The following is a 24,903-nucleotide window of genomic DNA, read 5'->3' as shown; positions in this document are numbered from 1 at the left end:
CTCACGCCGCCTTTGCCGGAGCTGCCGCGGCAAGCCCGCCTGCGGCATCGAACAGGAATATCCGGGCGGGATCGAGCCAGGCGGTCACGGCCGCGCCCGGCTCCAGACGCCGCACGCCCGGGACCAGCGCGATCAGTCGGTGCGCGCCGACATCGAGATGGACAAAGGATTCCGAGCCGGTGATCTCGGAGACGGAGACATTCGCTTTGAGTTCGATCGCCGGGGCAGGCAGCGCATCGAGCGCGAGGTGATGGGCGCGGAAGCCGATCGTGTAGGCGCCATCCGGCACGCTGGCGAAAGCACCTGTGGCCGGAATGCTCTGGCCGGTCGAAAGCCTGACTTCGCCACCCTGCTTGGTGCTGGCGAGCGTATTGAGCGGCGGGTCGGAGAAGACCTGCGCGGTCGTAAGGTCATGCGGCTGGCGATAGACCTGTGCGGTCGGTCCGAACTGCGTCACCTGGCCCTGGAAGAGCGTGGCGGTATTGCCGCCGAGTAGCAGCGCCTCGCTCGGCTCGGTGGTGGCGTAGACGAAGATCGCGCCGGATTCAGCGAAGATGCGCGGCAGCTCCTCCCGGAGTTCCTCACGGAGCTTGTAGTCGAGATTGGCGAGCGGCTCGTCGAGCAGCACGAGTTCGGCCCGCTTCACCAGTGCGCGGGCGATCGCAGTGCGCTGCTGCTGGCCGCCGGAGAGTTCGAGCGGCTTGCGCTGGAGATAGGCCTCGAGCCGCAGCAGCGCCGCCGCGCTCTTGACCCGGGTGTCGATCTCATTCGCGGCCAGGCCGGCGACCCGCAGCGGCGAGGCGATGTTCTCGTAGACCGACAGCGCCGGGTAGTTGATGAACTGCTGGTAGACCATCGCGACATTGCGCTTCTGCACCGGCAGCCCGGTGACGTCGCGGCCCTCGACCAGGATTTTGCCGGAGGACGGCGCATCGAGCCCGGCCATCAACCGCATCAGCGAGGTCTTGCCGGCGAGCGTCGCGCCGAGCAGGACATTGAGCGAGCCCCTCTCCAGCGTCAGCGAGATATCGGCGAGCAGGGTTTGCGCGCCGCGTGTCAGGCCGATGCTGTCGAGCGTCAGGCTCATCCGCGCGCCTCCATCCTGATGGAAGCGGGCGGCGCGGCTTTCGCCGCCATGTACTCGTCGAGCTCTCGGCGCTGCTCGGGCGAAAAGCGCAGGCCGAGCTTGCTGCGCCGGAACAGCACGTCCTCGGCACTCCCGGCCCATTCCTGAGCCATCAGCCACGCAATCTCGCGCTCGGTGAGATCGGCGCCGAAGACGCGGCCGAGATCGGCCATCGCCTTGGCGCCTTCGAGCAGGGCCTCAGTGCGGGTGCCGTAGGCGCGGGCGAGCCGGCGCGCCAGCTTGCGCTCGAGCCATGGGCGGGCGGCGCAGATGCGCTCGACCAGCCCCTCGAAACCCTCGACCGGAAAATCGCCGCCGGGCAGGTGAGCCCCAGCCGTCCAGGGGGCAGCCCGCAGCGCCGGCACGGCCGCGGCGAGCTTCTCGACCGCGGCTTCGGCGAGCCGGCGCGCCGTGGTGATCTTGCCGCCGAAGACCGAGAGCAGCGGTGCCGAGCCTGCCGGCTCGTCCAGCGTCAGCACATAGTCGCGCGTCGCCTCCTGCGCCTTGCTGGCGCCGTCGTCATAGAGCGGGCGCACGCCGGAATAGGTCCAGACCACGTCCTCGCGCTTGATCGGCTTGCGGAAATACTCGCTCGCCGCGGCGCAGAGATAGGCGATCTCGTCCTCGCTGGCGGCGACCTTGGCCGGATCGCCGTCATAGTCCTTGTCGGTCGTGCCGATCAAAGTGAGGTCGCCCTCATAAGGGATGGCGAAGATGATGCGGCCGTCGGCGTTCTGGAAGATGTAGCAGCGCTCGTGCTCGAACAGGCGCGGCACCACGATATGGCTGCCCTTGACCAGGCGCACCGAAGCCGGGCGATTGCTGGCGACGATGCCGTTGAGGACATCGGCGACCCAGGGGCCGGCAGCGTTGACCAGCACGCGCGCGCTGGTCTCGGCCCGGGTCCCGTCCGCAGATTCCGTGGCAACCACCCAGACATCGCCCTGGCGGCGCGCGCTAATGACCTTGGTCCGCGGCAGGATTTTGGCACCGCGCTCGGCTGCGTCGCGGGCGTTGAGCACGACGAGACGGGCATCCTCGACCCAGCAATCGGAGTATTCGAAGGCGCGGTCGAAGCGCGGCTGCAAAGGCTCGCCGGCGGCGTCACGCCGCAGATCGAGCGAGCGCGTCGGCGGCAAGAGCCGTCGCCCGCCGAGATGATCGTAGAGGAAGAGTCCGAGCCGCAGCATCCACCAGGGCCGCAGACCCGCATGATGCGGCAGCACGAAGCGCAGAGGGCGGATGATGTGTGGCGCGGCGCGCCACATCACCTCGCGCTCGGTCAGCGCCTCGCGCACCAGCCGGAATTCATAGTGCTCGAGATAGCGCAGTCCGCCATGGATCAGCTTGGTCGAGGCCGAGGAGGTGGCGCTGGCGAGGTCGCCCTGTTCGAAGAGCACGACCGAGGCGCCGCGGCCGGCTGCATCGCGCGCGATGCCGCAGCCGTTCACGCCGCCGCCGATGATGGCGATGTCGAACACCGGAGCCGTCACGCATTCCTCCCGCAGGCGCGCCCTTTGGGCGCCTCTTCAACGTACGGTAGAGCGTGATTTTCTTGCGTGCAACGGCAAAGCGAAAGTGAAAGCGAAAATTCTAGCTTTCACTTTCAGTGCGCAGGGCCGCGCCCGCCAGCGTTTCGGTTTCGACCACGGCGATGCCCTCGCTGCGGCAGAGCTCGCGCAGGGGCTCTGGCTCGAGCCGGTCGGTGACGAAGACGTCGACATCGCGCAGATGGCCGATGCGCACCGGGGCGGAGCGCTCGAACTTGGTGCTGTCGGCGACGAGCAGGCACTGCCGGGCGTTCTCGATGATCGCCTGCGAGACGCGGACCTCGCGATAGTCGAAGTCGAGAAGCGCACCTTCATCGTCGATGGCGGAGGTGCCGATCACCGCATAATCGACCTTGAACTGGCGGATCAGGTCGACGGCAGCAGCGCCGATGACGCCGCCGTCCGAGCGCCGGACCGGCCCGCCGGCGACGATCACCTCGATGTTCTGATGCGGGTAGAGCAGCGTCGCGACATGCAGGTTGTTGGTGATGACGAGCAGCCCATGATGGTCGGTGAGCGCGCGCGCCACCTCCTCCGTGGTCGTGCCGATGTTGATGAAGAGCGAGGCGTCGTTCGGGATCAGCGCGGCCGCGGCCCGGCCGATCGCCGCCTTTTCGTCGCGGGCGATGAAGCGACGCGCCTCATAGGCGAGGTTCTCGACACCCGACGCCACCACCGCCCCGCCATGCACGCGCGACATGATGCGCTGGTCGCAGAGCTGGTTCAGATCCTTGCGGATGGTCTGGGCGCTGACCTCGTAGCGCGCCGCCAGCTCCTCGACATTGACGCGCCCCTGCGCCCGGGCCAGCGCCACGATCTCGCGCTGGCGCGGCGTGATGGTCTCCATATCCGGCTCCTCGTGACGTGCCGCCAAGCTGACCGCGCCGGCGGGCAGCGTCAACCGCATATCATTTGGCGGCTAAGGATCGCCGCGCCCTTGCGGCTGGCCGGCAGGCACCGCCAGCCGGACGACCTGTCAAAAGACATGCGAGTTTGACAGACACTGCGCTAGCGGTCGAACTGTGCCGCCTCACTCCCGACTCGAAAGCCTGCCCGTGCCGACACCGCTCGACAAGGATGTCCGCTTCCTGCACGCCGTGCTCGCGTCCTCGGACGACTGCATCAAGGTCATCGGCCTCGATGGCAGTCTCGAATTCATGAGCGAAGGCGGCCAGCGTGTGATGGAGGTCCAGGATTTCGAGACGATCCGCGGCTGTCCCTGGATGCAGCTCTGGGGTGGCGCGAGCAAGGTGGAGGCCGAGGCAGCGCTGGCGGCGGCACGGGCCGGCAACAGCTACCGCTTCCAGGGCCCGGCCAGCACCGCCGCAGGCAATCTGCGCTATTGGGACGTTCAGGTCTCGCCGATCCTCGACGCCAACGGCAAGCCCGAGGCGATCCTCTCGGTCTCGCGCGACATCACCGAACTACATGCCGGCGAGGAGCGTCATCGCCTGCTCGCTGGCGAGTTGAACCATCGCATCAAGAACCTGCTCGCCATGGTTTCCGGCATCGTCAATCAGTCGCTGCGCGGACAGGACGAACCGCTCGACATGATGAAACGGCGCCTGTCCGACCGGCTGCAGGCGCTGGCGGCAGCGCAGGACGTGCTGATGATGGCGAGCCGGCACGGCGCCGACCTCAGGCAACTGGTCGAGGTCGTGCTCGCGCCGCATCGCTCCGGCGAACGCATCGCCATCGACGGTCCCTCGGTGACGCTGTCCTCGAAATGCGCGCTGGCGATGGCGCTCGCTCTGCACGAGCTCGGAACCAATGCGGTGAAATACGGCGCGCTCTCGCGGGATGGCGGACATGTCGACGTCTCCTGGCGCAACGAGGGCGGCGAATTCCACTTCCGCTGGCAGGAAAGCGGAGGACCGCATGTGACGCCGCCGCAGCGGCGCGGCTTCGGCTCGCAGATGATCGAGAAGGTGCTCGGCGGCTATCTCGGCGGCACCGCGCGGATCGACTTCGCGCCGGAAGGGATCCTGCTTGCCCTCGACACGACGACTGCAGCTCTGGCGGAAGGGTAGGGCGTATCGCCAAGCGGTGTACGGCGCCACGAAACCGGCTAGTCTTGCGGGCAGGTTTCGGCGATCGCCGCCAGACTGAAGTGATCTGAGACAGGGGGGTGCCGGAAGGCCGCGGCCTGCTCGTTCAGGCGGTGTGTTTTGCCGCCAGTGCCCGCGTCGCCTCGGTCGGCATCGCCTTCAGCGTCGCGGCCCAGAAGATCAGAGCGATAGCGGCGATGCCTGCGCCGAGCAGGCTGACCCCAGTCCAGCCGGCCCAGGCATAGACCAGCGTCGAGCTCGACGAGCCGAGCGCGCTGCCGATCGAATAGAACACCATGTATCCCGCAGTCAGCCGGCTCTGCGCTTCCGGCCGTACGCGGTAGATCATCGCCTGATTGGTGACGTGCACCGCCTGCAGGCCGAAATCGAGGATCAGCACGCCGGCGATCAAATAGAGGATCGATTGCGGCAGCAATCCGATCGGCAGCCAGGCGAACAGCATCAGCGCGAGCGCGATGCCGGTCACGCGCTGGCCATGGCCGCGGTCGGTCCAGGCGCCCGCCCGCGCCGCGCCGAGCGCTCCCGCCGCTCCGGCGAGGCCGAACAGGCCGATCGCCGTATGCGACAGCGAGAACGGCGGAGCAGCGAGCGGCAGCACCAGCGGCGTCAGCAGCGTGGTGACGTCGGCGAAGATCAGCATGGCGATGATCGCGCGGATACGAAGGACGCGCTCTTCGCGGAATAGGCTGAAGAGCGAGGCGATCAGGCTCGGATAGGAGAGCGACGCTGGCGCCTTGCGTTTTGGCGGCAGCGCCTTGAGCAGCACCACGGCGATGACGAGCGTCGCCGCTGCGGAGAGCAAATAGACCGCTCGCCAGCCCGAGAGATCGGCCGTCGCGCCGGCGACGACGCGGGCCAGCAGGATGCCGAGCACGATCCCGCTCGTCACCGCGCCGACCACCTGCCCTCGCTCCTCCGGCCGCGCCAGGCTCGCGGCGTAAGCGACGAAGGCCTGCGTCACCACGGCTAGGAAGCCCATCACTGCCATCGCCGCGAGCAGCATTGCGCCCGTGACCGAGACGGCGACGCAGATCAGCGCCGCGACCGAGAGCAGGGATTGCAGGACGACGAGCTTGCGGCGGTCGACGAGGTCACCGAGCGGCACCAAGAGGATCAGCCCGAGCCCGTAGCCGACCTGCGTCGCGCCGACGACCAGACCGACCGTCGCCCGCGACAGCTGGAGATCGTCGGCGATGATGTCGAGCAATGGCTGGGCGAAATAGGCGTTGGCGACGGCAAGCCCGCTCGCCACCGCGAAGAGCAGGATCATGCCGGCGGAAATCGGTGCTGTTGGAGGCAATGGGCGCGCGTCAGCGCTCGCAGCGCCGGCCGGCGCCGCCTCAGGATCCAGTCGCATGGGCAGGTCTCCGCTGGAGGAGTTTCATTATGAAACTCATTGCGGAATAGCAGTGACGGTTTTATCTTGCAACCGATTGCCGTTCACGGAGCCTTGAGGAGAACCTCGTCGCCGATGGTCAAGCGCCGCAGCCTGGTGAGCGATTATTGCCCGAGCGCCCGGGCGCTCGACGCGATCGGCGACTGGTGGTCGATGCTGATCGTGCGCGACGCGTTCGACGGCATGACCCGCTTCAGCGAGTTCCAGAAGAGCCTCGGCATCGCCCGGAACATCCTCTCCGAGCGGCTGCGCACGCTGACGGCGCGCGGCATCCTCGAAACCGTCCCGGCTGCGGCAGGCGGCACGCGCCAGGAATACCGGCTGACCGCCAAGGGCCGCGACCTCTTCCCGGTGATGGTGGCGCTCAGGCAATGGGGCGAGCAGCATCTGTTCGCGCCGGGCGAGAAGCATTCTTCGCTGATCGAGCGCGACAGCGGCCGCAAGGTCATCCTGACCGTGCAGACCGAGGACGGCCGGCCGATCGGCGCGGATGAGGCCGTGATCCTGAAGGTACTCGAGACGGGTTGAGCCGAAACCGGCTGTTTCGATCGCTTCAGCCACGCCAGAAGGTCGAAATCGGCATCGGCCTGCGCTCACTTCGCAGCGGCCTTGCGTCCCTGACTCTGGCGCATGGCGAGGCTGGGCTTTATCGTTCGGCATTCCCCACGCACAGGACAGGCACGTGCCGATGGACAAGCGGGTCGAGACGCCGCCAGAGCAGGCGGCGCTTTCCCATGCCGATATCCGGTCGATCCTGACCGGGACCATGCTCGCCATGTTCCTGGCGGCGCTCGACCAGACCATCGTCGCGACCGCGATGCCGACGATCGGGCGCGAGCTCGGCGACGTCGCCCATCTGCCCTGGGTGGTGACCTCCTATCTGCTCGCCTCGACCGCAGTGACGCCGCTCTACGGCAAGTTCGCTGATATCCATGGCCGCCGGGTCACCATGCTGGGCGGCATCGTGATCTTCGTGATCGGCTCGGCCGCCTGCGCGCTCGCACCCTCGCTCTGGCTGCTGGTGGCCGCCCGTTTCGTGCAGGGGCTCGGCGGCGGCGGCTTGATCGCCATGGCGCAGACCATCGTCGGCGACATGGTCCCGCCCCGGGAGCGCGGCAAATACCAGGTCTATTTCGCCACCGTCTTCTTCTCCTCCTCGCTGCTCGGCCCGGTGCTGGGCGGCCTGATCGCCGAGGCGCTGCACTGGTCGGTGATCTTCTGGATCAACCTGCCGCTCGGGCTCGGCGCCTACTGGATGACCGATCGGGCGCTGAAGCGCCTGCCGCGGCATGAACGGCCGCACAAGCTCGACGTGCTCGGCGCGTTCCTGATGACCGGCGCGACGATGACCGTGCTGCTGGCACTGTCCTGGGGCGGCACGCATTATCCGTGGGCCTCTGCGCAGATCCTTGGCCTCGTCGCCGGCTCGTTCCTGCTCTGGCTCTGCTTCGCCTGGCGCCTGCGCAGCGCCGAAGAGCCACTGATTCCGCTCACGGTTCTCGCCAATCCGGTGGTCCGCAACGGCACCATCGCCGCCGGCTTCGGCATGGGCACCTTCATCGGGCTCACCATCTATCTGCCGCTCTATTTCGAGACCGTGGCGGGCCTGTCGGCCGCCAATTCCGGCCTCGGGCTGATTCCGTTGACCTGCGGCACGGTCCTTGGCGCGACCTCCTCGGGCCGGGCGATGGGCAAGCTGACACATTACAAACGCGTGCCGGTCGCAGGGCTCGTCGTCGCGCTCGCCGGCACGGCGGCGCTGATCGCCTATGGCGACCAACTGCCCTTGTGGGGCTTCGGGCTGGTGCTGGCTTTCATCAGCGTCGGCTTCGGCACGCTTTTGCCGGTCGCGACGGTCTCGATCCAGAACGCCGTGCCGATGCATCAGCTCGGCACCGCGACGGGGACCGCGAATTTCTTCCGCCAGATCGGCGGCGCGCTGATCGTCGCCATCTTCGGCGCTATCGTGCTCGGCGGGCTGGGTGCGAGCGGCGTCGGGCTCTCGGCCGAGACGCTGAAGGCCGGCGCGGTCGATCGTGCGACCATGATCTGGCTGTTTCGTTACGTCTTTGCCGCGAGCTTCGCCGGATTCGCCCTGGCACTCCTCTTCCTGATACGCATGAAGGAGCTGCCGCTGCGCGGCGCGGCACTCGCTGCCGCCAAGGAGGTGGCCGGAGAGTAGCGGAACGTCGGCATTCGTCGCGCGTTTGCCGCAAGCCCGTCACAGAGCGGCGTCAGCTTTAAACCGTCGCGTCAGAGGAGTGCGCCATGTCCGATCTCGTCGTCATCGTCTATCCGACCGAGGCCAAGGCCGAGGAAATGCGGCAGAAGATCATCGGCCTGCAGAAGGAATACCTGATCCAGATCAGCGATGCTGCGATCGCGGTGATGCACGAGGGCGGCAAGATCAAGCTCAACCAGCTGCTCAACACCACGGCGCTTGGCGCTGCCTCGGGCGGCTTCTGGGGCCTGCTGATCGGCGCGATCTTTCTGATGCCGATCTTCGGCGCGGCGCTTGGTGCCGCCTCCGGTGCGCTCGGCGGGGCTCTCACCGATTATGGCGTCAATGACGGCTTCATGAAGGAGCTCGCCGCCAATCTGCAGCCGGGCAATGCCGCGCTCTTCGTGCTGATCCAGAAGATGACCGGCGACAAGGTACTTGAAGCGCTGAAGGGCACCGGCGGTGTCGTGCTCAAGACCTCGCTCGACCATACGCAGGAGCAGAAACTGCGCGATGCGCTCGCGGCTTCGCCGGCAGCGCAGCGACAGGAGTTGGCGCCTGCATCGACCGAGCCGACGCCGAATCCGATTCCTGGTGCGTGAAAGCGCATCACCGCGCAAACCTGACGATAGCCTCGCGCTTATCGCCGCTTGAAAGCCTGCTTGGCGATGGTGAGCGCGACCGTGCGGCCGGTTTCGGTTGAGCCTTCCATGCTGTGCGCCTTCAGCTCGGCGCCGATGCCCGTCAACCGCAAACCGGCGGGGTCGTCGGGCAAGCTCCAGCTCTGCGTGTCGGCGTGGAAGGCGAGCGGCAGGTCGAAGCGGCCGCCGGCGCCCGGCAGGAAGGCATTGATCTGGCCGACCGTGCCGGCCCTGGTCTGATCGAGCCTGACACGGTAGAGCGCTCGCCGGCCGCTCAGATCGAGCTCGACGCCGACGACGAGATGCTCGGCCGGATGGCGGGTGAAGGCGCTGGTCGAGGAGACGCTGCGACGGTCGATCGTCGCGTCAGCCGTCATGCGCACGACACCGCTCGCATCGGTGGACAGGCGCTGGCCTGCCTCCGGCGCGCTGGCCTCGGCCTCGGAGCCGATCGCGACCCGGAGCGCCTGGCCGGCGATCGGCTTGCCGGCCTCGTCGACGAGCTTCAGCGTCAGGTTGACCGGCTCGGCGCGCACCTGCTGCGCGGAGAGAGTGAAGATCGAGAGGGCCGCGGCGCTCAGGAGGGCCTTCATGGGCTCCGCCTCGTTGGCTTCAATCGCGCAACAGCTCGTTGATGCCGGTCTTGGCACGGGTCTGGGCGTCGACCGTCTTGACGATCACGGCGCAGTAGAGCGAGGGGCCGGGCGTGCCGTCGTTCAGCGGTTTGCCCGGCAGCGAGCCGGCGACGACCACCGAATAGGGCGGCACCTTGCCGATATGGACCTGCCCGGTGGCGCGGTCGACGATCTTGGTCGTGGCCGAGATGAAGACGCCCATGGCCAGCACCGAGCCTTCGCCGACGACGACGCCCTCGACCACCTCGGAGCGGGCGCCGATGAAGCAGTTGTCCTCGATGATGGTCGGATTGGCCTGCAGTGGCTCGAGCACGCCGCCGATGCCGACGCCGCCAGACAGATGCACGTTCTTGCCGATCTGGGCGCAAGAGCCGACCGTCGCCCAGGTGTCGACCATCGTGCCGGAATCGACATAGGCGCCGATGTTCACGAAGGACGGCATCAGGATGACGTTCGGCCCGAGATAGGAGCCCTTGCGCGCCGCGGCCGGCGGCACGATGCGGAAGCCGGCGGCGCGGAAGCGGTTCTCGCCCCAGCCGGCAAACTTCGACGGCACCTTGTCCCAGAACACGCCCTCGCCGGGACCGTGCGCCATCACCTCATTGTCGGCGAGGCGGAAGGAGAGCAGTACCGCCTTCTTCAGCCACTGATTCGTGACCCATTCGCCGCCGGACTTCTCGGCGACGCGGGCCTGCCCGGAATCGAGCAGTTCGATCGCCTGCTCGACCGCCTCGCGCACGGCGCCCTTGGTGTTGATGCCGATCTCGGCCCGGTTCTCCCAGGCAGCGTCGATGGTGGCGGCGAGATCGGTCAGGGACATGGAGCGGCTCTCTCTCGTCATGGTCGGGCTTGTGCCGACCATCCACGTTTTGCGACGTGGATGAAAAGGGGAAGACGTGGATGCTCGGGACAAGCCCGAGCATGACGGGGGTGAGCGATGGCGGAAGCCTGCGGCCTCGTCAAGGCAAAGCGGGAACGCGCGCGGCGCGGGCGTGTTACAATGCGAACAGGCTTAACGCAGCGGAGGCGAAAGATGACCCGGGTCCTGCTCACTCTTCTCGCCCTCAGCCTCGCCGGTCCGGCGCTCGCACAAGGGCGGCTGCAGTCGCCGACACGCAATTGCGAGGCCAACCGCCAGAGCGTCATTGCCAATGGCGCGATCGTGCTCGGCACCGGCGGCTATACCTATGACCGCTTCGTGCGCGACCGCAGCTTCTGTCAGTTCGACGAAATGGCCGACCCAGCCTGGGTGCCGGCCCGCGACACGCCGCAATGCTTCGTCGGCTACCGCTGCAAGAGCGCCTCTCCCTGGGACGATTGAGACGGCCTCAAAAGCCCGTGCGCTGGCGGATCGCCGCCGCCAGCGTGCCGTCATCGAGATAGTCGAGCTCGCCGCCGACCGGAACGCCATGCGCAAGCTTGGTCACCTTGACCTGAAGATGCGTCAGCAGGTCGGTGATGAAATGCGCCGTGGTCTGGCCCTCGACCGTGGCGTTGAGCGCGAGAATGATCTCCTTCATCGCCGGATCCGAGGCCCGTGCCACCAGCGCATCGAGCGAGAGGTTCTCGGGCCGGATGCCGTCGAGCGCCGAGAGCACGCCGCCGAGCACGTGATAGCGCCCGCTGACCGCGCCCGAGCGCTCCAGCGCCCAGAGATCGGCGATATCGGCGACGACGACGATCAGGCTGTCGTCGCGGCGTGGATCGCGACAGAGCCCGCAGGGATCGCTGGTGTCGACATTGCCGCAGGTCGAGCAGACGACGATGCGCTCGCGCGCCACCGCCATCGCTTCCGCCAGCGGACCGAGCAATTGCTCGCGCTTCTTGACGAGGTGCAGTGCGGCGCGGCGGGCGGAGCGCGGGCCTAAGCCCGGCAGCTTGGCCAGGAGCTGGATCAGGCGTTCGATCTCGGGGCCGGCGATGGTGCGGGACATCGGCGCAACGTCAACCTTGGCATTCCCGCGTGGTCATCCCGGCCGCAGCGAAGCGGAGAGCCGGAATCCATGCCTGAACGCTGATCGGAAAGGCTCCGGCATGGATCCCGGGTCGAGCTGTGCTCGCCCGGGATGACAGCGCGGAGAACGGCATCAGAACAGCTTCATGCCGGGCGGGATCGGCAGGCCCCGGGTGACCTCGGCCATCTTCTCCTGCACGACGCGCTCGGCCTTGGTGCGGGCGTCGTTGCTGGCGGAGATGACGAGGTCCTCGAGGATCTCCTCCTCGCCCTGCACCATCAGGCTCGGGTCGATCTTCACTGATTTCAGCACGTTCTTGGCAGTCATCACCACCTTGACCAGGCCGCCGCCGGCCGAGCCCTCGAATTCGAGCGTCTCAAGCTCGGCCTGCATATCGGCCATCTTCTTCTGCATGTCCTGCGCCTGCTTCATCAGGCCCATCATGTCGCGCATGGCGGCGCTCCCTTCGTGTTCAATTGTCGGTCCAGAACTCGACGCCTTCGAAATCGGGCTCGCTGTCGTCGAAGAGCGGCTCGGCCTCGGGCAGATCCTCATCGCCGCCTGCTGCCGTGGTTGGCGCTTCGGCTTCCGGCTCGCGCGGATCGCGGACGTCGACGATGCGTGCGCCCGGAAAGCGTTCCAGCACGGCACGCACGGCGGGATGGCTGGCGGCATCGTTCTCGCGCTTGTCGCGCGCGGCCGCCGCCTGTTCGCGCAAGGTCGCGGTGCCTTCCGCGTTGACGACGGCGACAAGCCAGGTCTGGCCGGTCCATTCCTTCAGCCGCTTCGACAGATCGTTGGCGAGAAGGCGGTTGCCGCTCTCGGCCAGCGCGAACTCGATCCGGCCCTGCTCGAAGCGCACCAGCCGGATGTCGCGTTCCAGCGCCAGCTTCATGGTGATGTCGCGCTGGCGCGAGGCGAGCGCGACCAGATCTTCCAGGTTCTGCGGCTGCGGCAGGGCGCTGGCCCGCGGCTGTGCGACGGGCGCCGCGACCGGCATCGGATTGGCGCTGGCGAGCACCGGGCGGGCCGCGAGCGCGGTCGCGCCGCCGCCCGAGGGCGAGCGCGGGGCGGATGAGCCATTGCCGCCAAGGCTGCCGCCGCCATCGCGCAGCATCCTGAGCGCCTCGTCTGGCGTCGGCAGGTCGGCGGCATGGGCGAGGCGCACCAGCGCCATCTCGGCCGCCAGCACCGGCCGGTCGGCCTGGCGGACTTCGCCGATCGCCTTCAGCAGCATCTGCCAGGCCCGCGCCAGCACGCGGATCGACAGGCGCTGGGCGAAGTCGGCGCCGCGCAGCCGTTCGGCTTGGGAGAGGCTGTTGTCCTTGGCGGCATCCGGCACGAGCTTGAGCCGTGTCACCAGATGGCTGAACTCGGCGAGATCAGACAGCACCACCGCTGGGTCGGCACCGGCATCGTACTGCGCCCGCAGCTCGGTCAGCGCCCCGGCGATGTCGCCCTTCATCACCAGCTCGAACAGGTCGATGACGCGCGCCCGGTCGGAGAGGCCGAGCATGGTGCGGACCTCGTCCAGCGTGATCCTGCCGCCGGCATGGGCGATCGCCTGATCGAGGATCGAGAGCGAATCGCGCACCGAGCCCTCGGCGGCGCGCGCCACGGCAGCGAGCGCCTCTTCCTCGGCTTCGATACCCTCGGCCCGGCAGATCCTGTCGAGATGCCCGACGAGCAGGGCAGCATCGACGCGGCGCAGGTCGAAGCGCTGGCAGCGCGACAGCACCGTGACCGGCACCTTGCGGATCTCGGTGGTCGCGAAGATGAACTTGGCGTGCGGCGGCGGCTCCTCCAGCGTCTTCAGGAAGGCGTTGAAGGCGCCTCCCGAGAGCATGTGGACCTCGTCGATGATGTAGACCTTGTAGCGCGCGCTGGTCGGGGCGTAGCGCACCGCGTCGTTGATCTGGCGGACATTGTCGACGCCGTTGTTCGAGGCGGCGTCGATCTCCATCACGTCGATATGCCGGCCCTCGACGATCGCCTGGCAATGCACGCCGAACTGCGTCAGCTCGGTGGTCGGGGCGCCGCTGCCGTCGGCGTTCTGATAGTTCAGCGCCCGCGCCAGGATGCGCGCCGTCGTGGTCTTGCCGACACCGCGCACGCCGGTCAGCATCCAGGCCTGCGGGATGCGGCCCGCCGCGAAGGCGTTGGTCAGCGTCCGGACCATGGCGTCCTGGCCGATCAGGTCGCCGAAATGCGCCGGCCGGTATTTGCGCGCCAGCACGCGATAGCCGGTGGGCGCTGCTGCTGGGGCTGGCGCCGGAGCCATGCCGGGAAAACCCGGCTCGTCGGCAAGGACGGTCTCGTCGGTCATGCCCCTGCTTTCGCCAATCGCGGCGCGCCGGTCAACGCCGCTCTGTCATGGGCGGGCGCGAATGCGTCAGGAATATGAGGGAGGCGCAGCTCACGCACATGCGCAAAGATGACCTTGCGCAGAAGTAGGAGGTTGGACGAAGACCCGTTCGGTCTCGTTACGGCTGCTTCCTTCCGGACCTGACCGGGTTGGCGAGTGAGACGTCCCTCGCCAACCTCCCGCCGGCTATATCGTTGCTTTGGCGCGTGAGCGCAAGTCCGGCAAGGATGGTGCCGCTGCGACGGTCCGGCACAGGTGTTTCGGCATTGACTTGGGCTGCCCCATCCGCCATAAGCCCGCCATCTGCGCTGCCTATCGGCCGGCGCGGACCCTTTTTGCACGACAGGCCCTGCTGGCATCGGCTTTCTTATGAGGGCTACGCTCGCCGCGCCGATCTAGGCCCCCGGAGACGGACCGTGAAGAGAACCTATCAACCCAGCAAGCTGGTGCGTAAGCGCCGCCACGGCTACCGCGCCCGTATGGCGACCAAGGGCGGCCAGAAGGTCATCGCCGCCCGTCGCGCCCACGGCCGCAAGCGCCTGTCGGCCTGATGAGCTCAAGGCGCGCTTTCCAGGCGCGCCCGTTCCGGAAGACTGGCCAACCGCCATGCGCCTCGCCCGTCTGACGCAACGCAAGGACTTTCTCGCGGCGGCCGAGCACGGCCGCCGTTTTCGTTCGTCCGCCTTCACCGCGCAGGTGCTCGACAAGCCGGCCCAGGAAGGCCTGCGCCTCGGGCTGACCGCTTCGCGCAAGACCGGCAACGCCGTGGTGCGCAACCGCATCCGCCGCCGCCTGCGCGCTGCCGCTGCGCTCGCTCTGGCGGAGCAGACCAGCAAGCCTTGCGATCTCGTGATCGTCGCCCGGCCCGAAACCGTGAACGCCGCGTTCGCGGCAATGGTCGATGATATCGCGGTCGCGCTCGACCGTGCCCGCCCGAGCGGCGGCAAGCGCCGCCCCGATCGGCGCTCCCCTTCGCGCCCCGCCTCATAGTCGCCCGCCAGGGCCGCCAGCGAGACCGTTTTCAGACGATGATGATGAAAGAAGACAACCGCAACCTGCTGCTGGCGATCACCCTCTCGGTCGTCGTGCTGCTCGGCTGGCAGTATTTCTACGGCATGCCGCAGGCGGAGAAGCAGCGCCAGATCGCGCAGCAGAACCAGCAGACGCAGAGCCAGCAAGCGCCTGGCCAGCAGGCGACCCAGCCTCCCGGCGCCCCGGCTGCACCCGGTACGGCTCCGGGCACCGCGCCGGCGCAGCCCGGCCAGGCGCCGGTCACGGCCGCACCCGTCGCGACGACCCGCGAAGCTGCCCTCACCGCCGGTCCACGCCTCAGGATCGATACGCCCAAGATCGCGGGCTCGCTCGCGCTGACCGGCGCGCGCATCGACGACGTCTCGCTCAAGGCCTATCACGAGACCGTCGACCCGAAGAGCCCGATCATCGTGCTGCTCTCGCCGGCCGGTGGGCCCAACGCCTATTATTCCGATTTCGGCTGGGTCGCGGGGCCGGGCGCCGCCGTCCCGCTGCCGAACGCCACCACGGTCTGGACCGCCGACAGCGAGGTCCTGACCTCGGCCAAGCCGGTGACGCTGAGCTGGGACAACGGCCAGGGCCTGGTGTTCAAGCGCACCATCGCGGTCGACGACAACGCGATGTTCTCGATCCGCGACGAGGTCGAGAACAAGGGTGCGAACGCCGTCTCACTCTACCCCTACGGCCAGGTCGTGCGCGTCGGCAAGCCGGCGACGCTCGGCTACTACGTGCTGCACGAGGGCATGATCGGCTCGCTCGGCGAGCAGGGCCTGCAGGAATACACCTACGACGCCATCGACAAGGAGCCGGCGCTCGGCTCGGCGACGCATGGCAAGGCCTGGAAGGACGTGGTCGGCGGCTTCGTCGGCATCACCGACAAGTACTGGGCCGCTGCCGCGATCCCCGACCAGGGCAAGAAATACGAGGGCCGCTATTCCTCGGTGCAGACCGGTTCGGTGCGCACCTACCAGGCAGACTTCCTCGGCGAAGCGGTCAGTGTCGCACCCGGTGCTTCGGCCAGCGCCTCCTCGCGCCTGTTCGCCGGCGCCAAGGAAGTCTCAGCCATCGACGGCTACGAGAAGAACCAGGGCATCAAGCGCTTCGAGCTGATGATCGACTGGGGCTGGTTCTATTTCATCACGAAGCCGATGTTCTACGTGATGGACTGGGTCTACAAGCATGTCGGCAATTTCGGCATCGCGATCTTGGTCGTGACCGTCCTGCTGAAGGGCCTGTTCTTCCCGCTCGCCAACAAGTCCTACGCCTCGATGGCAAAGATGAAGGCGGTTCAGCCGGAGATGGTGGCGATCCGCGAGCGCTATGCTGACGACAAGATGAAGCAGCAGCAGGCGCTGATGGAGCTGTACAAGACGCAGAAGATCAACCCGCTCGCCGGCTGTTGGCCGGTGCTGGTGCAGATCCCGGTCTTCTTCGCGCTCTACAAGATCCTGTTCATCACCATCGAGATGCGGCACGCGCCGTTCTATGGCTGGATCCGCGACCTCGCCGCGCCGGACCCGACCAATCTCTTCAACCTGTTCGGCGCCCTGCCGTTCACGCCGCCGGCCATGCTGCATCTCGGCATCTGGCCGATCCTGATGGGCGTGACGATGTTCGTGCAGATGAAGATGAACCCGGAGCCGCCGGATCCGGTCCAGAAGATGATGTTCACCTGGATGCCGGTGTTCTTCACCTTCCTGCTCGGCTCGTTCCCGGCCGGCCTGGTGATCTACTGGAGCTGGAACAACCTGCTCTCGATCCTCCAGCAGGGCTTCATCATGCGGAAGCACGGCGTCAAGATCGAGCTGTTCGACAACATCAAGGCGATGTTCGGCAAGAAGCCGGCGACTGCGGCGGCGACCCCGGCTGTGCCCGCTCCCGGCAAGCCGGCGAACAGCAACAAGAAGTGAGGGCAGCGAATGGCGAGTAGCGAATGGCGAATGGATGAGCTTCCATTCGCTACTCGCCATTCGCCATTCGCTTGAATCCATGCCTCTGCCCGATCCGAAAACCCGCCATCCGATCGCCGGCTGGAAAGGCACCGCCTTCCTCAAGGCCGTCGTCGACCACCCGCTCGTCGAGGTCGGCGACTACTCCTATTACGACGACTCGCGCGGCCCGGAGCATTTCCTCGCCCGCTGCGTGCGTTATCATTTCGACTTCATCGGCGACCGGCTGATCATCGGCAAGTTCGTCGCCATCGCCCAGGCGGCGCAGTTCATCATGAACGGCGCCAATCATCCGATGGGCGGCTTCTCGACCTATCCGTTTGGCATGTTCGGTTTCGAGAATGTGCCGGATTTCACGTGTGACGGCCTCGGTTTGCGCGGCGATACCGTGATCGGCAGCGATGTCTGGATCGGCCGTGAGGCGGTGATCATGCCCGGCATCACCATCGGCGACGGCGCTATCATCGGCACGCGGGCGCAGGTTTCCCGCGACGTTCCGCCCTATGCCGTCGTCGTCGGCAATCCAGGCCGCGTCGTGAAGACGCGCTTCCCGTCGGAGGTGGTCGCGGCGTTGCTCGAAATCCGCTGGTGGGACTGGGAGCCCGAGAAGATCGCCCGCAACCTGCCATTGATCGCCGGTGCGGACATCGACGCGCTGCGCGCCGCCGTGTAAGACCTCGATCCATCCTCAGCCCTCATCCTGAGGAGCAGCCTTCAGGCTGCGTCTCGAAGGATGCTTCCGGAGCGCACTGGACCATCCTTTGAGACGCCGCTATCGCGGCTCCTCAGGATGAGGGCTTCTGTTTTCAGACTAGGCAGAAGCCATGACCGCCAGCACGACCACGCCCTTCACCGCCGACGAGCTCGAGACCGCCCGAAAACTGTTCGAGGGGCCGTGGGACTTCGTCTGGGCCTCGACCAAGATCGACGACCTGCCGCCCATGGTCGGGCAGGAGATCGCCTTCGCCGGCCGCTCCAATGTCGGCAAATCGAGCCTGATCAACGCGCTGACCCGCCGCAACGCTTTGGCGCGGACCTCGCACACGCCGGGCCGCACCCAGCAGCTCAATTTCTTCCGCCAGGTCGATCATGACGAGCGCCTGACCATCGTCGACATGCCCGGCTATGGCTATGCCGCCGTCGGCAAGGAGAAGGTCGCGGCCTGGACGCGGCTGATCCACGATTATCTGCGCGGCCGCGCCAACCTGATGCGCGTCTACGTGCTGATCGACGCCCGCCACGGCATCAAGGACGTCGACGGCGCCGTGCTGGAGACGCTCGACAAGGCCGCCGTCAGCTATCAGGTCGTGCTGACCAAGGGCGATGCGCTGAAGCAGGCCGACCAGTCCTTCATGGCCGAGGCGACCTATGACGAGATCAAGCGCCGTCCGGCCGCTTTCCCCGAGGTGCTGCTGACTTCCAGCGAGAAGGGGCTCGGCATTCCCGAATTCCGCGCCGCGATCGCGCGGGCGCTGGCGGAGCGAGCCTGACGGCTTGAAGCGTCATTGCGAGCGAAGCGAAGCAATCCAGGGTGGCTCGCTCCACGGCCACGGGATTGCTTCGTCGCTTCGCTCCTCGCAATGACGGTTGAATGAGATTGCGGCGGCGCAATTTCGAACTTGCCCGGCAAGGGGACGACAAGCGCGGCTGAAAACCCCATCTTGCTGTCGGGCGGCGTTGCCGCCCGCAAGTTTGGAGCAGTCCCATGTCCGCAGCCACTGAGGCTTTGGCCCAACCTCTTCGCAACGAGGCGCTCGACGCCCCCATCCATATCGGCGCGGTGAGTTTGCGCGTCCGTGATCTTGCCGGGCTGACCGCCTTCTACCGGGATTCGATCGGGCTCTCGGTCCTGAGCCAGGATGCGGAGCGCGTCGTGCTTGGCGCCGGCGGCGAGCCGCTGGTCAAGCTCGAAGCCGGCGCGCAGCGTCCGTCCTCGGCCGCCGGCCTGTTCCACATGGCGATCCTGCTGCCGTCGCGCCGCGACCTCGGCAACTGGCTGCGGCACGCGGCCGAGACGGGTGTTGGGCTGGAGGGTGCCTCGAACCATCTCGTCAGCGAAGCGCTGTATCTCTCCGACCCCGAGGGCAACGGTATCGAGATCTATCGCGACCGCAGCCGTCCCGAATGGCCGCGCCTTGATGGCGGCCGGCTCAAGATGGCGACCGAGCGGCTCGATCTCGACGCGCTGCTGCGGGACGCTGACGATCGCGCTTATGCCGGAATGCCTGAGGGTACCGTGATGGGCCATGTCCATCTGCGCGTCGGCGATGTCGCGCGGGCCGAGGGCTTCTATCGCGATGCACTCGGCTTCGAGGTGACTGTGCATTATCCCGGCGCGAGCTTCATGGCGACCGGCGGCTATCACCACCACGTCGCCGCCAATACCTGGCACAGCCGCGGCGCCGGTCCGCGCCGGGACAGTGAGGCGGGTTTGTCGAACTTCGAGCTGGTCGCGCGCGACGATGAGGCCCATGCCGCGCTGAGCCGGCGCATGGCGGCTGCTGGCGGGGATGCTGGATCGGTCGTCGATCCCTGGGGCAACCGGATCACGCTTCGGCGCTGAGCCTCTCAGCGCGTCAACAGATGGGTCCGGCGGGTGCCGCCGGCATCCGGCCGAAAACCCATCACCTCCCAGAAGGCGCTGGCGCCGGCATCGGCAGCATTGAGCGACAGGCTGGGTGCCAGCGCGAGACCCTGCTGGATCAGCGCGCTGGCGAGCGAACGGCCGACGCCTTCGCGCCGGTAGCCCGGCCGGACATAGACATGGCGGATGCGCAGCAGGTCGGGAGCCGGATCATAGGGATCGGGTGTCACGGCGCCGATCGCTGCCAGCTCCCCGCCGCGATAGACCGCAAGGAGCGTGTTGCGCTCGTCCTGGCCTTCGTAATGGCCGGCGTCCCATTCTTCGAGGATACCCTCGACGAAGCGATAGCCCTCGGCCGCCGCTTCGGCTTGCAAGGCAGGCAGATCATCCGGCAGGGTTTCGCTCAGCCGGACGATCTGCAGGTTCGTTGGAATCACAGCCCCTCGAACAGCGCGCTGGAGATATAGCGCTCGGCGAAGGAGGGGATGATCACCACGATCGTCTTGCCGGCATTCTCCGGCCGGGCGCCGACTTCCAGCGCCGCAGCGACGGCCGCACCCGAGGAGATGCCGGCTGGGATGCCCTCGGCCTTGGCGAGCGCGCGCGCGGTCTCGAAGGCAGTCTGGTTGCCGACGGTGACGACCTCGTCGATGACGCCGCGGTCGAGGATGCCCGGGACGAAGCCGGCGCCGATGCCCTGGATCTTGTGCGGACCGGGCTGGCCGCCCGACAGGACCGGCGAATCCTCTGGCTCGACCGCGACCATCTTCACCGAGGCCTTCTTCGCCTTCAGCACCTGGCCGACGCCGGTGATGGTGCCGCCGGTGCCGACGCCGGAGATGACGATGTCGACCGCGCCGTTGGTGTCGTTCCAGATCTCCTCGGCCGTGGTCTTACGGTGGATCGCCGGATTGGCCGGGTTCTCGAACTGCTGCGGGATGATCGCACCCGGAATCTCAGCTTTGAGCTCCTCGGCCCTGGCGACGGCGCCGCGCATGCCGCCGGGGCCGGGCGTCAGTACCAGCTCGGCGCCGAGGAAGGCCAGCATCTTGCGGCGCTCGAGCGACATCGTCTCGGGCATGACCAGGATCAGCCGGTAGCCGCGCGCGGCAGCGACGAAGGCGAGCGCGATACCGGTATTGCCCGAGGTCGGTTCGATCAGCGTGCCGCCGGGCTTGAGCGCGCCGGAGGCTTCGAGCGCGTCGATCATGGAGACGCCGATTCGGTCCTTGACGCTCGAGATCGGATTGAAGAATTCGAGCTTGGCCAGGATCGTCGCGTCGACGCCGCGCTCGGCCGGCAGGCGGTTCAGGCGCACCAGCGGGGTATCGCCGATCGTGTCGGTGATCGAGTCATAGACGCGGCCGCGGCCGGGGACATGGGCGGGCTTCTGCGCTGCATCGGCCATGGCGGCCTCCCTTGCTGGTGATCTTGGATCGAGAACTTGCGCTCAGGCTAGCATCAAATCACAGAATTTGTCGAGGAATTACAGATTTAACATTTCATATTGTGAAATCTGTATCGATCGCTGGTTTCCCGGTTGCGGCGCGCTCGTCAGCCTCGCGGCAGAGATCGGCCACAGTGACCGCGTCGAGCCTGGCGAGCCAGGCATCCATGGCCTGCTGCATCATCGGGTCGACCACCACGTCCACCAGAGCGGAACGCGGCAGCGGCGGCAGGGTTTCGTCGGCACTGGCCTGCATGGCGGCGCGCACGATCTCGCCGGCGGTGATGCGGCGGCGTTCCCGCGCCAGCTCGTAGCCGCCGCGCGGTCCGCGCACACCCTTGAGGATGCCGACCCTGACCAGCGCCTGCAGCACGGTTTCGAGATGGCGCGGCGGCAATTCGTGCCGCGCCGCCAGCGCCTTGGCTGCGACCGGGGTCGGGCGGGCGTGCAGGGCGATGTCGACCACGGCGGTGACGGCAAGCAGGCTGCGGCGCGAGAGCTGGATCATGCCTTGCCTCCGGCCACCTGCCGCGGAGCGGCGTCGCTCACCCCGGTCGAGCCGAATCCGCCGGCGCCGCGCGTGGTCTCAGAGAGCTCCTCGACCTCGATGACATCAGCCTGCAGCACGGCAGCGACGACGAGCTGGGCGATGCGGTCGCCATGCGCAATGGTGAAGACCTCTTGGCCGTGATTGATCAGGATGACCTTGACCTCACCGCGATAATCCGCGTCGACCGTACCGGGCGTATTGAGCAAGGTGACGCCGTGGCGCAGGGCGAGACCAGAGCGCGGCCGGACCTGCCCTTCCGTCCCTTCCGGCAATTCGAGCACGAGTCCGGTCGGCACGAGCAGGCGCTGGCTCGGCTCGAGCCGCAGCGGCCCGTCGGGCAAGGCGGCGCGCAGGTCGAGTCCGGCGGCTCCCGGCGTTTCATAGGCCGGCAGCGGCAGGTCCTGGGCGTATGGCAGGCGCCTGATGCGGAGCGTCGCCATCGATCTCAGCCCTTCTGCGCCAGCAGGTCGGCGAAATGCGCGACGAGACGCGTCGCCACGTCCGCCTTGGGCAGGGTCGGCCAGGTCTCGACGCTGTCTGTGGTGACGAGGTGGACGGTGTTGACGTCGCCTCCCATCACGCCGGTGCCGCCGACATCATTGGCCACGATCAGGTCGCAGCCCTTCTTCGCCAGCTTGGCGCGGGCATAATCGACGACGTTCTGCGTCTCCGCGGCGAAGCCGACGACGAGGGCGGGCCGGTCGATCTCGCGCGCCGCGATGGTGGCGAGGATGTCGGGGTTCTCGACCAAGGCGAGACTGGGCGGCTTGCTGCCGTCTTTCTTCATCTTCTGACCGGCGGCGTCGGCGGTGCGCCAGTCGGCGACCGCGGCGGCGAAGATCGCAAGATCGGCCGGCAGCGCCGCTTCCGTCGCCGCCAGCATGTCGCGGGCGCTTTCGACATGGACCGTGTTGATGCCGGTGGGATCTGGAATGGTCACCGGGCCGGAGATCAGCGTCACCTCGGCGCCGGCGGCCGCCGCCGCGGCCGCGATGGCGTGGCCCTGTTTGCCGGAGGAGCGGTTGGCGATGTAGCGAACCGGGTCGATCGGCTCATGCGTCGGGCCGGAGGTGACGAGCACGCGCTTGCCCGCGAGCGGCTTCGGGCCGGAAGGCGCACCGCCCGGCAAGCGGCCGAGGAAGCCGATCGAGGGTGAAGGCCGGGTCTCGCCGGCGAGCGCCAGTTCGATCGCGGCCAGGAGCTCGTGCGGCTCGGCCATGCGGCCAGGCCCGCTCTCGCCGCGCTCGGCCATAGAGCCGGAGTTCGGCCCGACCACGAGGACGCCGTCCTTCTGCAGCGTCGCCATGTTGCGCTGCGTCGCCGGGTGCTCCCACATCCGCGGGTTCATCGCCGGCGCGACCAGGATGCGCTTGTCGGTGGCGAGGAGCGCTGTTGACGCCAGATCGTCGGCATGGCCGTTCGCCATCTTGGCGAGCAGGTCGGCGGTGGCCGGGGCTACGACGAGCAGGTCGGTTGAGCGCGACAGCGCGATATGGCCGATATCGGCCTCGTCCGTCAGTGAGAACAGGTCGGTGAAGCATTTCTCGCCGGCGAGCGAGGACACCGCGAGCGGCGTGACGAACTGCTCGCCCGCTTTGGTCAGGATGCAGCGGCAGGCGATGCCGTGATCCTTCAGGCGCCGGATCAGCTCCAGGCACTTATAGGCGGCGATGCCGCCGCCGATGATCAGCAGGATGGAGCGGGAGGCGGACAAGGGCTTGGCTCCGGAAGGCGGGACGCGCAGTTTGGTAGCATCGGCCGGGCCGCGCTGTCATGTGCCGGCATTGGAGCCTGTCTGCTGTGCATGGTCACACGAGGGGCGCGTCAGCAGCGTATGTTGCAACCGCACCATGCGCTCGGCTAGTTGTTTTCGAGGCTCCCTTACGGTCACCCAGCGACGAAGGCATCCCGATGAAGAAGGTTTACCCCGACGCCAAGGCGGCTCTCGCCGGCGTCATCAAGGACGGCATGACCATCATGGCCGGTGGTTTCGGCCTCTGCGGCATTCCCGACATGCTGATCGAGGCGATCCGCGAGTCCGGTGCCAAGGACCTGACCTTCATCTCCAACAATGCCGGTGTCGACGGCGCTGGCCTCGGCGTCCTGCTCGAGACCCGCCAGATCCGGAAGATGATCAGTTCCTATGTCGGTGAGAACAAGCTCTTCGCCGAGCAGTATCTTTCCGGCCAGCTCGAGCTCGAATTCAACCCGCAGGGCACGCTCGCCGAGCGCATCCGCGCCGGCGGCGCCGGCATCCCGGCCTTCTTCACCAAGACCGGCGTCGGCACGCTGATCGCCGAGGGCAAGGAGGAACGCGAATTCGACGGCGAGCGCTACATCATGGAGCGCGGCCTCTTCGCTGACATCTCGATCGTCCACGCCTGGAAGGGCGACACCGAGGGCAATCTCGTCTACCGGAAGACGGCGCGCAACTTCAATCCGATGATGGCTTCAGCCTCGCGCCTCACGGTCGCCCAGGTCGAGCATCTGGTGCCCGCCGGTGAGATCGACCCAGACCAGATCCATACGCCCGGCATCTTCGTGAAGCGCATCGTGCACGTCGCCAACCCGGCAAAGCGCATCGAGCAGCGCACCGTGCGCAAGCGCGAAACGGCTTGAGAGGAGATCACGCACATGGCCTGGACCCGTGAACAGATCGCCGCTCGCGCCGCCAAGGAGCTGAAGGACGGCTTCTACGTCAATCTCGGCATCGGCATCCCGACGCTCGTCTCGAACTACATTCCGGATGGCATGAGCGTGCAACTCCAGTCGGAAAACGGCATGCTCGGCATGGGTCCCTTCCCCTATGAGGGCGAAGAGGATCCCGACCTGATCAATGCCGGCAAGCAGACCATCACCGAATTGCCGACGACGAGCTATTTCTCGTCTTCGGATTCCTTCGGCATGATCCGCGGCGGCCATATCGACCTCTCCATCTTGGGGGCGATGCAGGTCGCCGAGAATGGCGACCTCGCCAACTGGATGATCCCCGGCAAGATGGTGAAGGGCATGGGCGGCGCCATGGACCTCGTCGCCGGCGTCAAGAAGGTCGTCGTGGTGATGGAGCACGTCGCCAAGAACAAGGACGGCTCGGAATCGCCGAAGCTGCTCAAGGCCTGCGATCTGCCGCTGACCGGCGCCGGCGTCGTCGACATGGTGATCACCGATCTCGGCGTCTTCTCGATCGACGAGAACGGCGGCGGCATGACCCTGATCGAGCTCGCCGAGGGCGTGACGCTCGATGAGATCAAGGCCAAGACCGAGGCGTCGTTCAAGGTCGCGGTCTGAGGGCGGCGTAGTCCGCTCCTGCCGTCATTCCGGACAAGCCGCGTAGCGGCGCAGTTCCGGAATCCATCGAAGGGCGGTGCGCTCTACGATGGATT

27 protein-coding genes and 1 other RNA gene are annotated in these 24,903 nt (G+C 67.3%); 13 read left to right on the top strand and 15 right to left on the bottom strand.

Annotation, left to right across the window (positions count from 1 at the left end; genetic code table 11):
* Position 1: 1 nt before the first annotated feature.
* The 3 genes from ACSQ24_RS24415 to ACSQ24_RS24405 form a co-directional block, all read right to left on the bottom strand.
* Positions 2-1,087, bottom strand: a complete 1,086-nt coding sequence (locus tag ACSQ24_RS24415) for an ABC transporter ATP-binding protein (protein WP_436097187.1) — start codon at positions 1,085-1,087, stop codon at positions 2-4.
* Positions 1,084-2,619: a glycerol-3-phosphate dehydrogenase gene (gene glpD, locus ACSQ24_RS24410; protein ID WP_436097186.1), complete on the bottom strand. Its 1,536-nt coding sequence runs from the start codon at positions 2,617-2,619 to the stop codon at positions 1,084-1,086. Before glpD ends, ACSQ24_RS24415 begins: the two co-directional genes overlap by 4 nt.
* 100 nt (positions 2,620-2,719) lie before the next feature.
* Positions 2,720-3,523, bottom strand: a complete 804-nt coding sequence (locus ACSQ24_RS24405) for a DeoR/GlpR family DNA-binding transcription regulator (RefSeq protein ID WP_436097962.1) — start codon at positions 3,521-3,523, stop codon at positions 2,720-2,722.
* 208 nt (positions 3,524-3,731) lie between these two features.
* Here ACSQ24_RS24405 and ACSQ24_RS24400 point away from each other — a divergent pair, with 208 nt between their 5' ends.
* Complete coding sequence (locus ACSQ24_RS24400) at positions 3,732-4,706, top strand: sensor histidine kinase (protein ID WP_436097185.1); 975 nt, start codon at positions 3,732-3,734, stop codon at positions 4,704-4,706.
* Between the two features lie 124 nt (positions 4,707-4,830).
* Here ACSQ24_RS24400 and ACSQ24_RS24395 read toward each other — a convergent pair whose 3' ends face one another.
* Positions 4,831-6,102 (bottom strand): MFS transporter, encoded by a 1,272-nt coding sequence (locus tag ACSQ24_RS24395; protein ID WP_436097184.1) that lies wholly within the window; start codon positions 6,100-6,102, stop codon positions 4,831-4,833.
* 114 nt (positions 6,103-6,216) lie between these two features.
* Between ACSQ24_RS24395 and ACSQ24_RS24390 the strand changes: the two genes are divergently transcribed.
* The 3 genes from ACSQ24_RS24390 to ACSQ24_RS24380 all read left to right on the top strand — a co-directional run bounded on the left by ACSQ24_RS24390 (position 6,217) and on the right by ACSQ24_RS24380 (position 8,964).
* Positions 6,217-6,669 carry a winged helix-turn-helix transcriptional regulator gene (locus ACSQ24_RS24390; protein WP_436097183.1) on the top strand — a complete coding sequence of 151 codons (453 nt, stop codon included), beginning with the start codon at positions 6,217-6,219 and terminating at the stop codon, positions 6,667-6,669.
* A 160-nt stretch (positions 6,670-6,829) separates the two neighbouring features.
* Positions 6,830-8,323, top strand: a complete 1,494-nt coding sequence (locus ACSQ24_RS24385) for an MDR family MFS transporter (protein ID WP_436097961.1) — start codon at positions 6,830-6,832, stop codon at positions 8,321-8,323.
* A gap of 86 nt (positions 8,324-8,409) precedes the next feature.
* Complete coding sequence (locus tag ACSQ24_RS24380) at positions 8,410-8,964, top strand: DUF1269 domain-containing protein (RefSeq protein ID WP_436097182.1); 555 nt, start codon at positions 8,410-8,412, stop codon at positions 8,962-8,964.
* Positions 8,965-9,002: 38 nt separating this feature from the next.
* Here ACSQ24_RS24380 and ACSQ24_RS24375 read toward each other — a convergent pair whose 3' ends face one another.
* Both ACSQ24_RS24375 and dapD read right to left on the bottom strand, forming a co-directional pair.
* The gene (locus ACSQ24_RS24375; RefSeq protein ID WP_436097181.1) at positions 9,003-9,596 is read right to left on the bottom strand and encodes a hypothetical protein; all 594 of its coding nucleotides are present in this window, start codon (positions 9,594-9,596) and stop codon (positions 9,003-9,005) included.
* 19 nt (positions 9,597-9,615) lie between these two features.
* The gene (gene dapD / locus ACSQ24_RS24370) at positions 9,616-10,458 is read right to left on the bottom strand and encodes a 2,3,4,5-tetrahydropyridine-2,6-dicarboxylate N-succinyltransferase (RefSeq protein WP_436097180.1); all 843 of its coding nucleotides are present in this window, start codon (positions 10,456-10,458) and stop codon (positions 9,616-9,618) included.
* Between the two features lie 213 nt (positions 10,459-10,671).
* Here dapD and ACSQ24_RS24365 point away from each other — a divergent pair, with 213 nt between their 5' ends.
* The gene (locus ACSQ24_RS24365; RefSeq protein WP_436097179.1) at positions 10,672-10,959 is read left to right on the top strand and encodes a hypothetical protein; all 288 of its coding nucleotides are present in this window, start codon (positions 10,672-10,674) and stop codon (positions 10,957-10,959) included.
* A 7-nt stretch (positions 10,960-10,966) separates the two neighbouring features.
* Here ACSQ24_RS24365 and recR read toward each other — a convergent pair whose 3' ends face one another.
* From recR to ffs, 4 genes are all read right to left on the bottom strand, one after another.
* Entirely contained in the window at positions 10,967-11,572 is a 606-nt protein-coding gene (gene recR, locus ACSQ24_RS24360) for a recombination mediator RecR (RefSeq protein ID WP_436097178.1), read from the bottom strand.
* 153 nt (positions 11,573-11,725) lie between these two features.
* Positions 11,726-12,046, bottom strand: coding sequence for a YbaB/EbfC family nucleoid-associated protein (locus tag ACSQ24_RS24355; RefSeq protein WP_436097177.1), 321 nt, complete (start codon positions 12,044-12,046; stop codon positions 11,726-11,728).
* A 19-nt stretch (positions 12,047-12,065) separates the two neighbouring features.
* On the bottom strand, positions 12,066-13,919 hold the full coding sequence (locus tag ACSQ24_RS24350) for a DNA polymerase III subunit gamma/tau (protein ID WP_436097176.1): 1,854 nt from the start codon (positions 13,917-13,919) through the stop codon (positions 12,066-12,068).
* A gap of 123 nt (positions 13,920-14,042) precedes the next feature.
* An RNA gene (gene ffs, locus ACSQ24_RS24345) (signal recognition particle sRNA small type) lies at positions 14,043-14,139 on the bottom strand.
* A 235-nt stretch (positions 14,140-14,374) separates the two neighbouring features.
* Here ffs and rpmH point away from each other — a divergent pair.
* The 6 genes from rpmH to ACSQ24_RS24315 all read left to right on the top strand — a co-directional run bounded on the left by rpmH (position 14,375) and on the right by ACSQ24_RS24315 (position 19,502).
* Entirely contained in the window at positions 14,375-14,509 is a 135-nt protein-coding gene (gene rpmH, locus ACSQ24_RS24340; RefSeq protein ID WP_103873127.1) for a 50S ribosomal protein L34, read from the top strand.
* A 55-nt stretch (positions 14,510-14,564) separates the two neighbouring features.
* Entirely contained in the window at positions 14,565-14,948 is a 384-nt protein-coding gene (rnpA, locus tag ACSQ24_RS24335; RefSeq protein ID WP_436097175.1) for a ribonuclease P protein component, read from the top strand.
* Positions 14,949-14,992: 44 nt separating this feature from the next.
* The gene (yidC, locus tag ACSQ24_RS24330; RefSeq protein WP_436097174.1) at positions 14,993-16,900 is read left to right on the top strand and encodes a membrane protein insertase YidC; all 1,908 of its coding nucleotides are present in this window, start codon (positions 14,993-14,995) and stop codon (positions 16,898-16,900) included.
* Between the two features lie 34 nt (positions 16,901-16,934).
* The gene (locus ACSQ24_RS24325) at positions 16,935-17,612 is read left to right on the top strand and encodes a CatB-related O-acetyltransferase (protein ID WP_436097173.1); all 678 of its coding nucleotides are present in this window, start codon (positions 16,935-16,937) and stop codon (positions 17,610-17,612) included.
* Between the two features lie 151 nt (positions 17,613-17,763).
* Positions 17,764-18,429 (top strand): ribosome biogenesis GTP-binding protein YihA/YsxC, encoded by a 666-nt coding sequence (gene yihA / locus ACSQ24_RS24320; RefSeq protein WP_436097172.1) that lies wholly within the window; start codon positions 17,764-17,766, stop codon positions 18,427-18,429.
* A 215-nt stretch (positions 18,430-18,644) separates the two neighbouring features.
* Positions 18,645-19,502 (top strand): VOC family protein, encoded by an 858-nt coding sequence (locus tag ACSQ24_RS24315; protein ID WP_436097171.1) that lies wholly within the window; start codon positions 18,645-18,647, stop codon positions 19,500-19,502.
* Between the two features lie 5 nt (positions 19,503-19,507).
* Here the strand turns inward: ACSQ24_RS24315 and ACSQ24_RS24310 are convergent, their stop codons facing one another.
* The 5 genes from ACSQ24_RS24310 to ACSQ24_RS24290 all read right to left on the bottom strand — a co-directional run bounded on the left by ACSQ24_RS24310 (position 19,508) and on the right by ACSQ24_RS24290 (position 23,234).
* The gene (locus ACSQ24_RS24310) at positions 19,508-19,960 is read right to left on the bottom strand and encodes a GNAT family N-acetyltransferase (protein WP_436097170.1); all 453 of its coding nucleotides are present in this window, start codon (positions 19,958-19,960) and stop codon (positions 19,508-19,510) included.
* Complete coding sequence (gene cysK / locus ACSQ24_RS24305) at positions 19,957-20,931, bottom strand: cysteine synthase A (RefSeq protein ID WP_436097169.1); 975 nt, start codon at positions 20,929-20,931, stop codon at positions 19,957-19,959. Before cysK ends, ACSQ24_RS24310 begins: the two co-directional genes overlap by 4 nt.
* Before the next feature lie 94 nt (positions 20,932-21,025).
* Positions 21,026-21,478: an RrF2 family transcriptional regulator gene (locus ACSQ24_RS24300; protein ID WP_436097168.1), complete on the bottom strand. Its 453-nt coding sequence runs from the start codon at positions 21,476-21,478 to the stop codon at positions 21,026-21,028.
* The gene (dut, locus tag ACSQ24_RS24295) at positions 21,475-21,969 is read right to left on the bottom strand and encodes a dUTP diphosphatase (protein ID WP_436097960.1); all 495 of its coding nucleotides are present in this window, start codon (positions 21,967-21,969) and stop codon (positions 21,475-21,477) included. The genes ACSQ24_RS24300 and dut overlap by 4 nt, the downstream gene beginning before the upstream one ends.
* Positions 21,966-23,234, bottom strand: coding sequence for a phosphopantothenoylcysteine decarboxylase domain-containing protein (locus ACSQ24_RS24290; RefSeq protein WP_436097167.1), 1,269 nt, complete (start codon positions 23,232-23,234; stop codon positions 21,966-21,968). Before ACSQ24_RS24290 ends, dut begins: the two co-directional genes overlap by 4 nt.
* 197 nt (positions 23,235-23,431) lie before the next feature.
* Between ACSQ24_RS24290 and ACSQ24_RS24285 the strand changes: the two genes are divergently transcribed.
* Entirely contained in the window at positions 23,432-24,139 is a 708-nt protein-coding gene (locus ACSQ24_RS24285) for a CoA transferase subunit A (protein WP_436097166.1), read from the top strand.
* Between the two features lie 15 nt (positions 24,140-24,154).
* Positions 24,155-24,808, top strand: a complete 654-nt coding sequence (locus ACSQ24_RS24280; protein ID WP_436097165.1) for a CoA transferase subunit B — start codon at positions 24,155-24,157, stop codon at positions 24,806-24,808.
* Positions 24,809-24,903: the final 95 nt, after the last annotated feature.

This window comes from Allobosea sp. LjRoot237, from assembly GCF_964253285.1.
In the GTDB taxonomy this organism is placed as follows: Bacteria; Pseudomonadota; Alphaproteobacteria; order Rhizobiales; family Beijerinckiaceae; genus Allobosea.
Note: the sequence above shows the minus strand (reverse complement) of the source record. Positions and strands in the feature narration are given on the sequence as shown.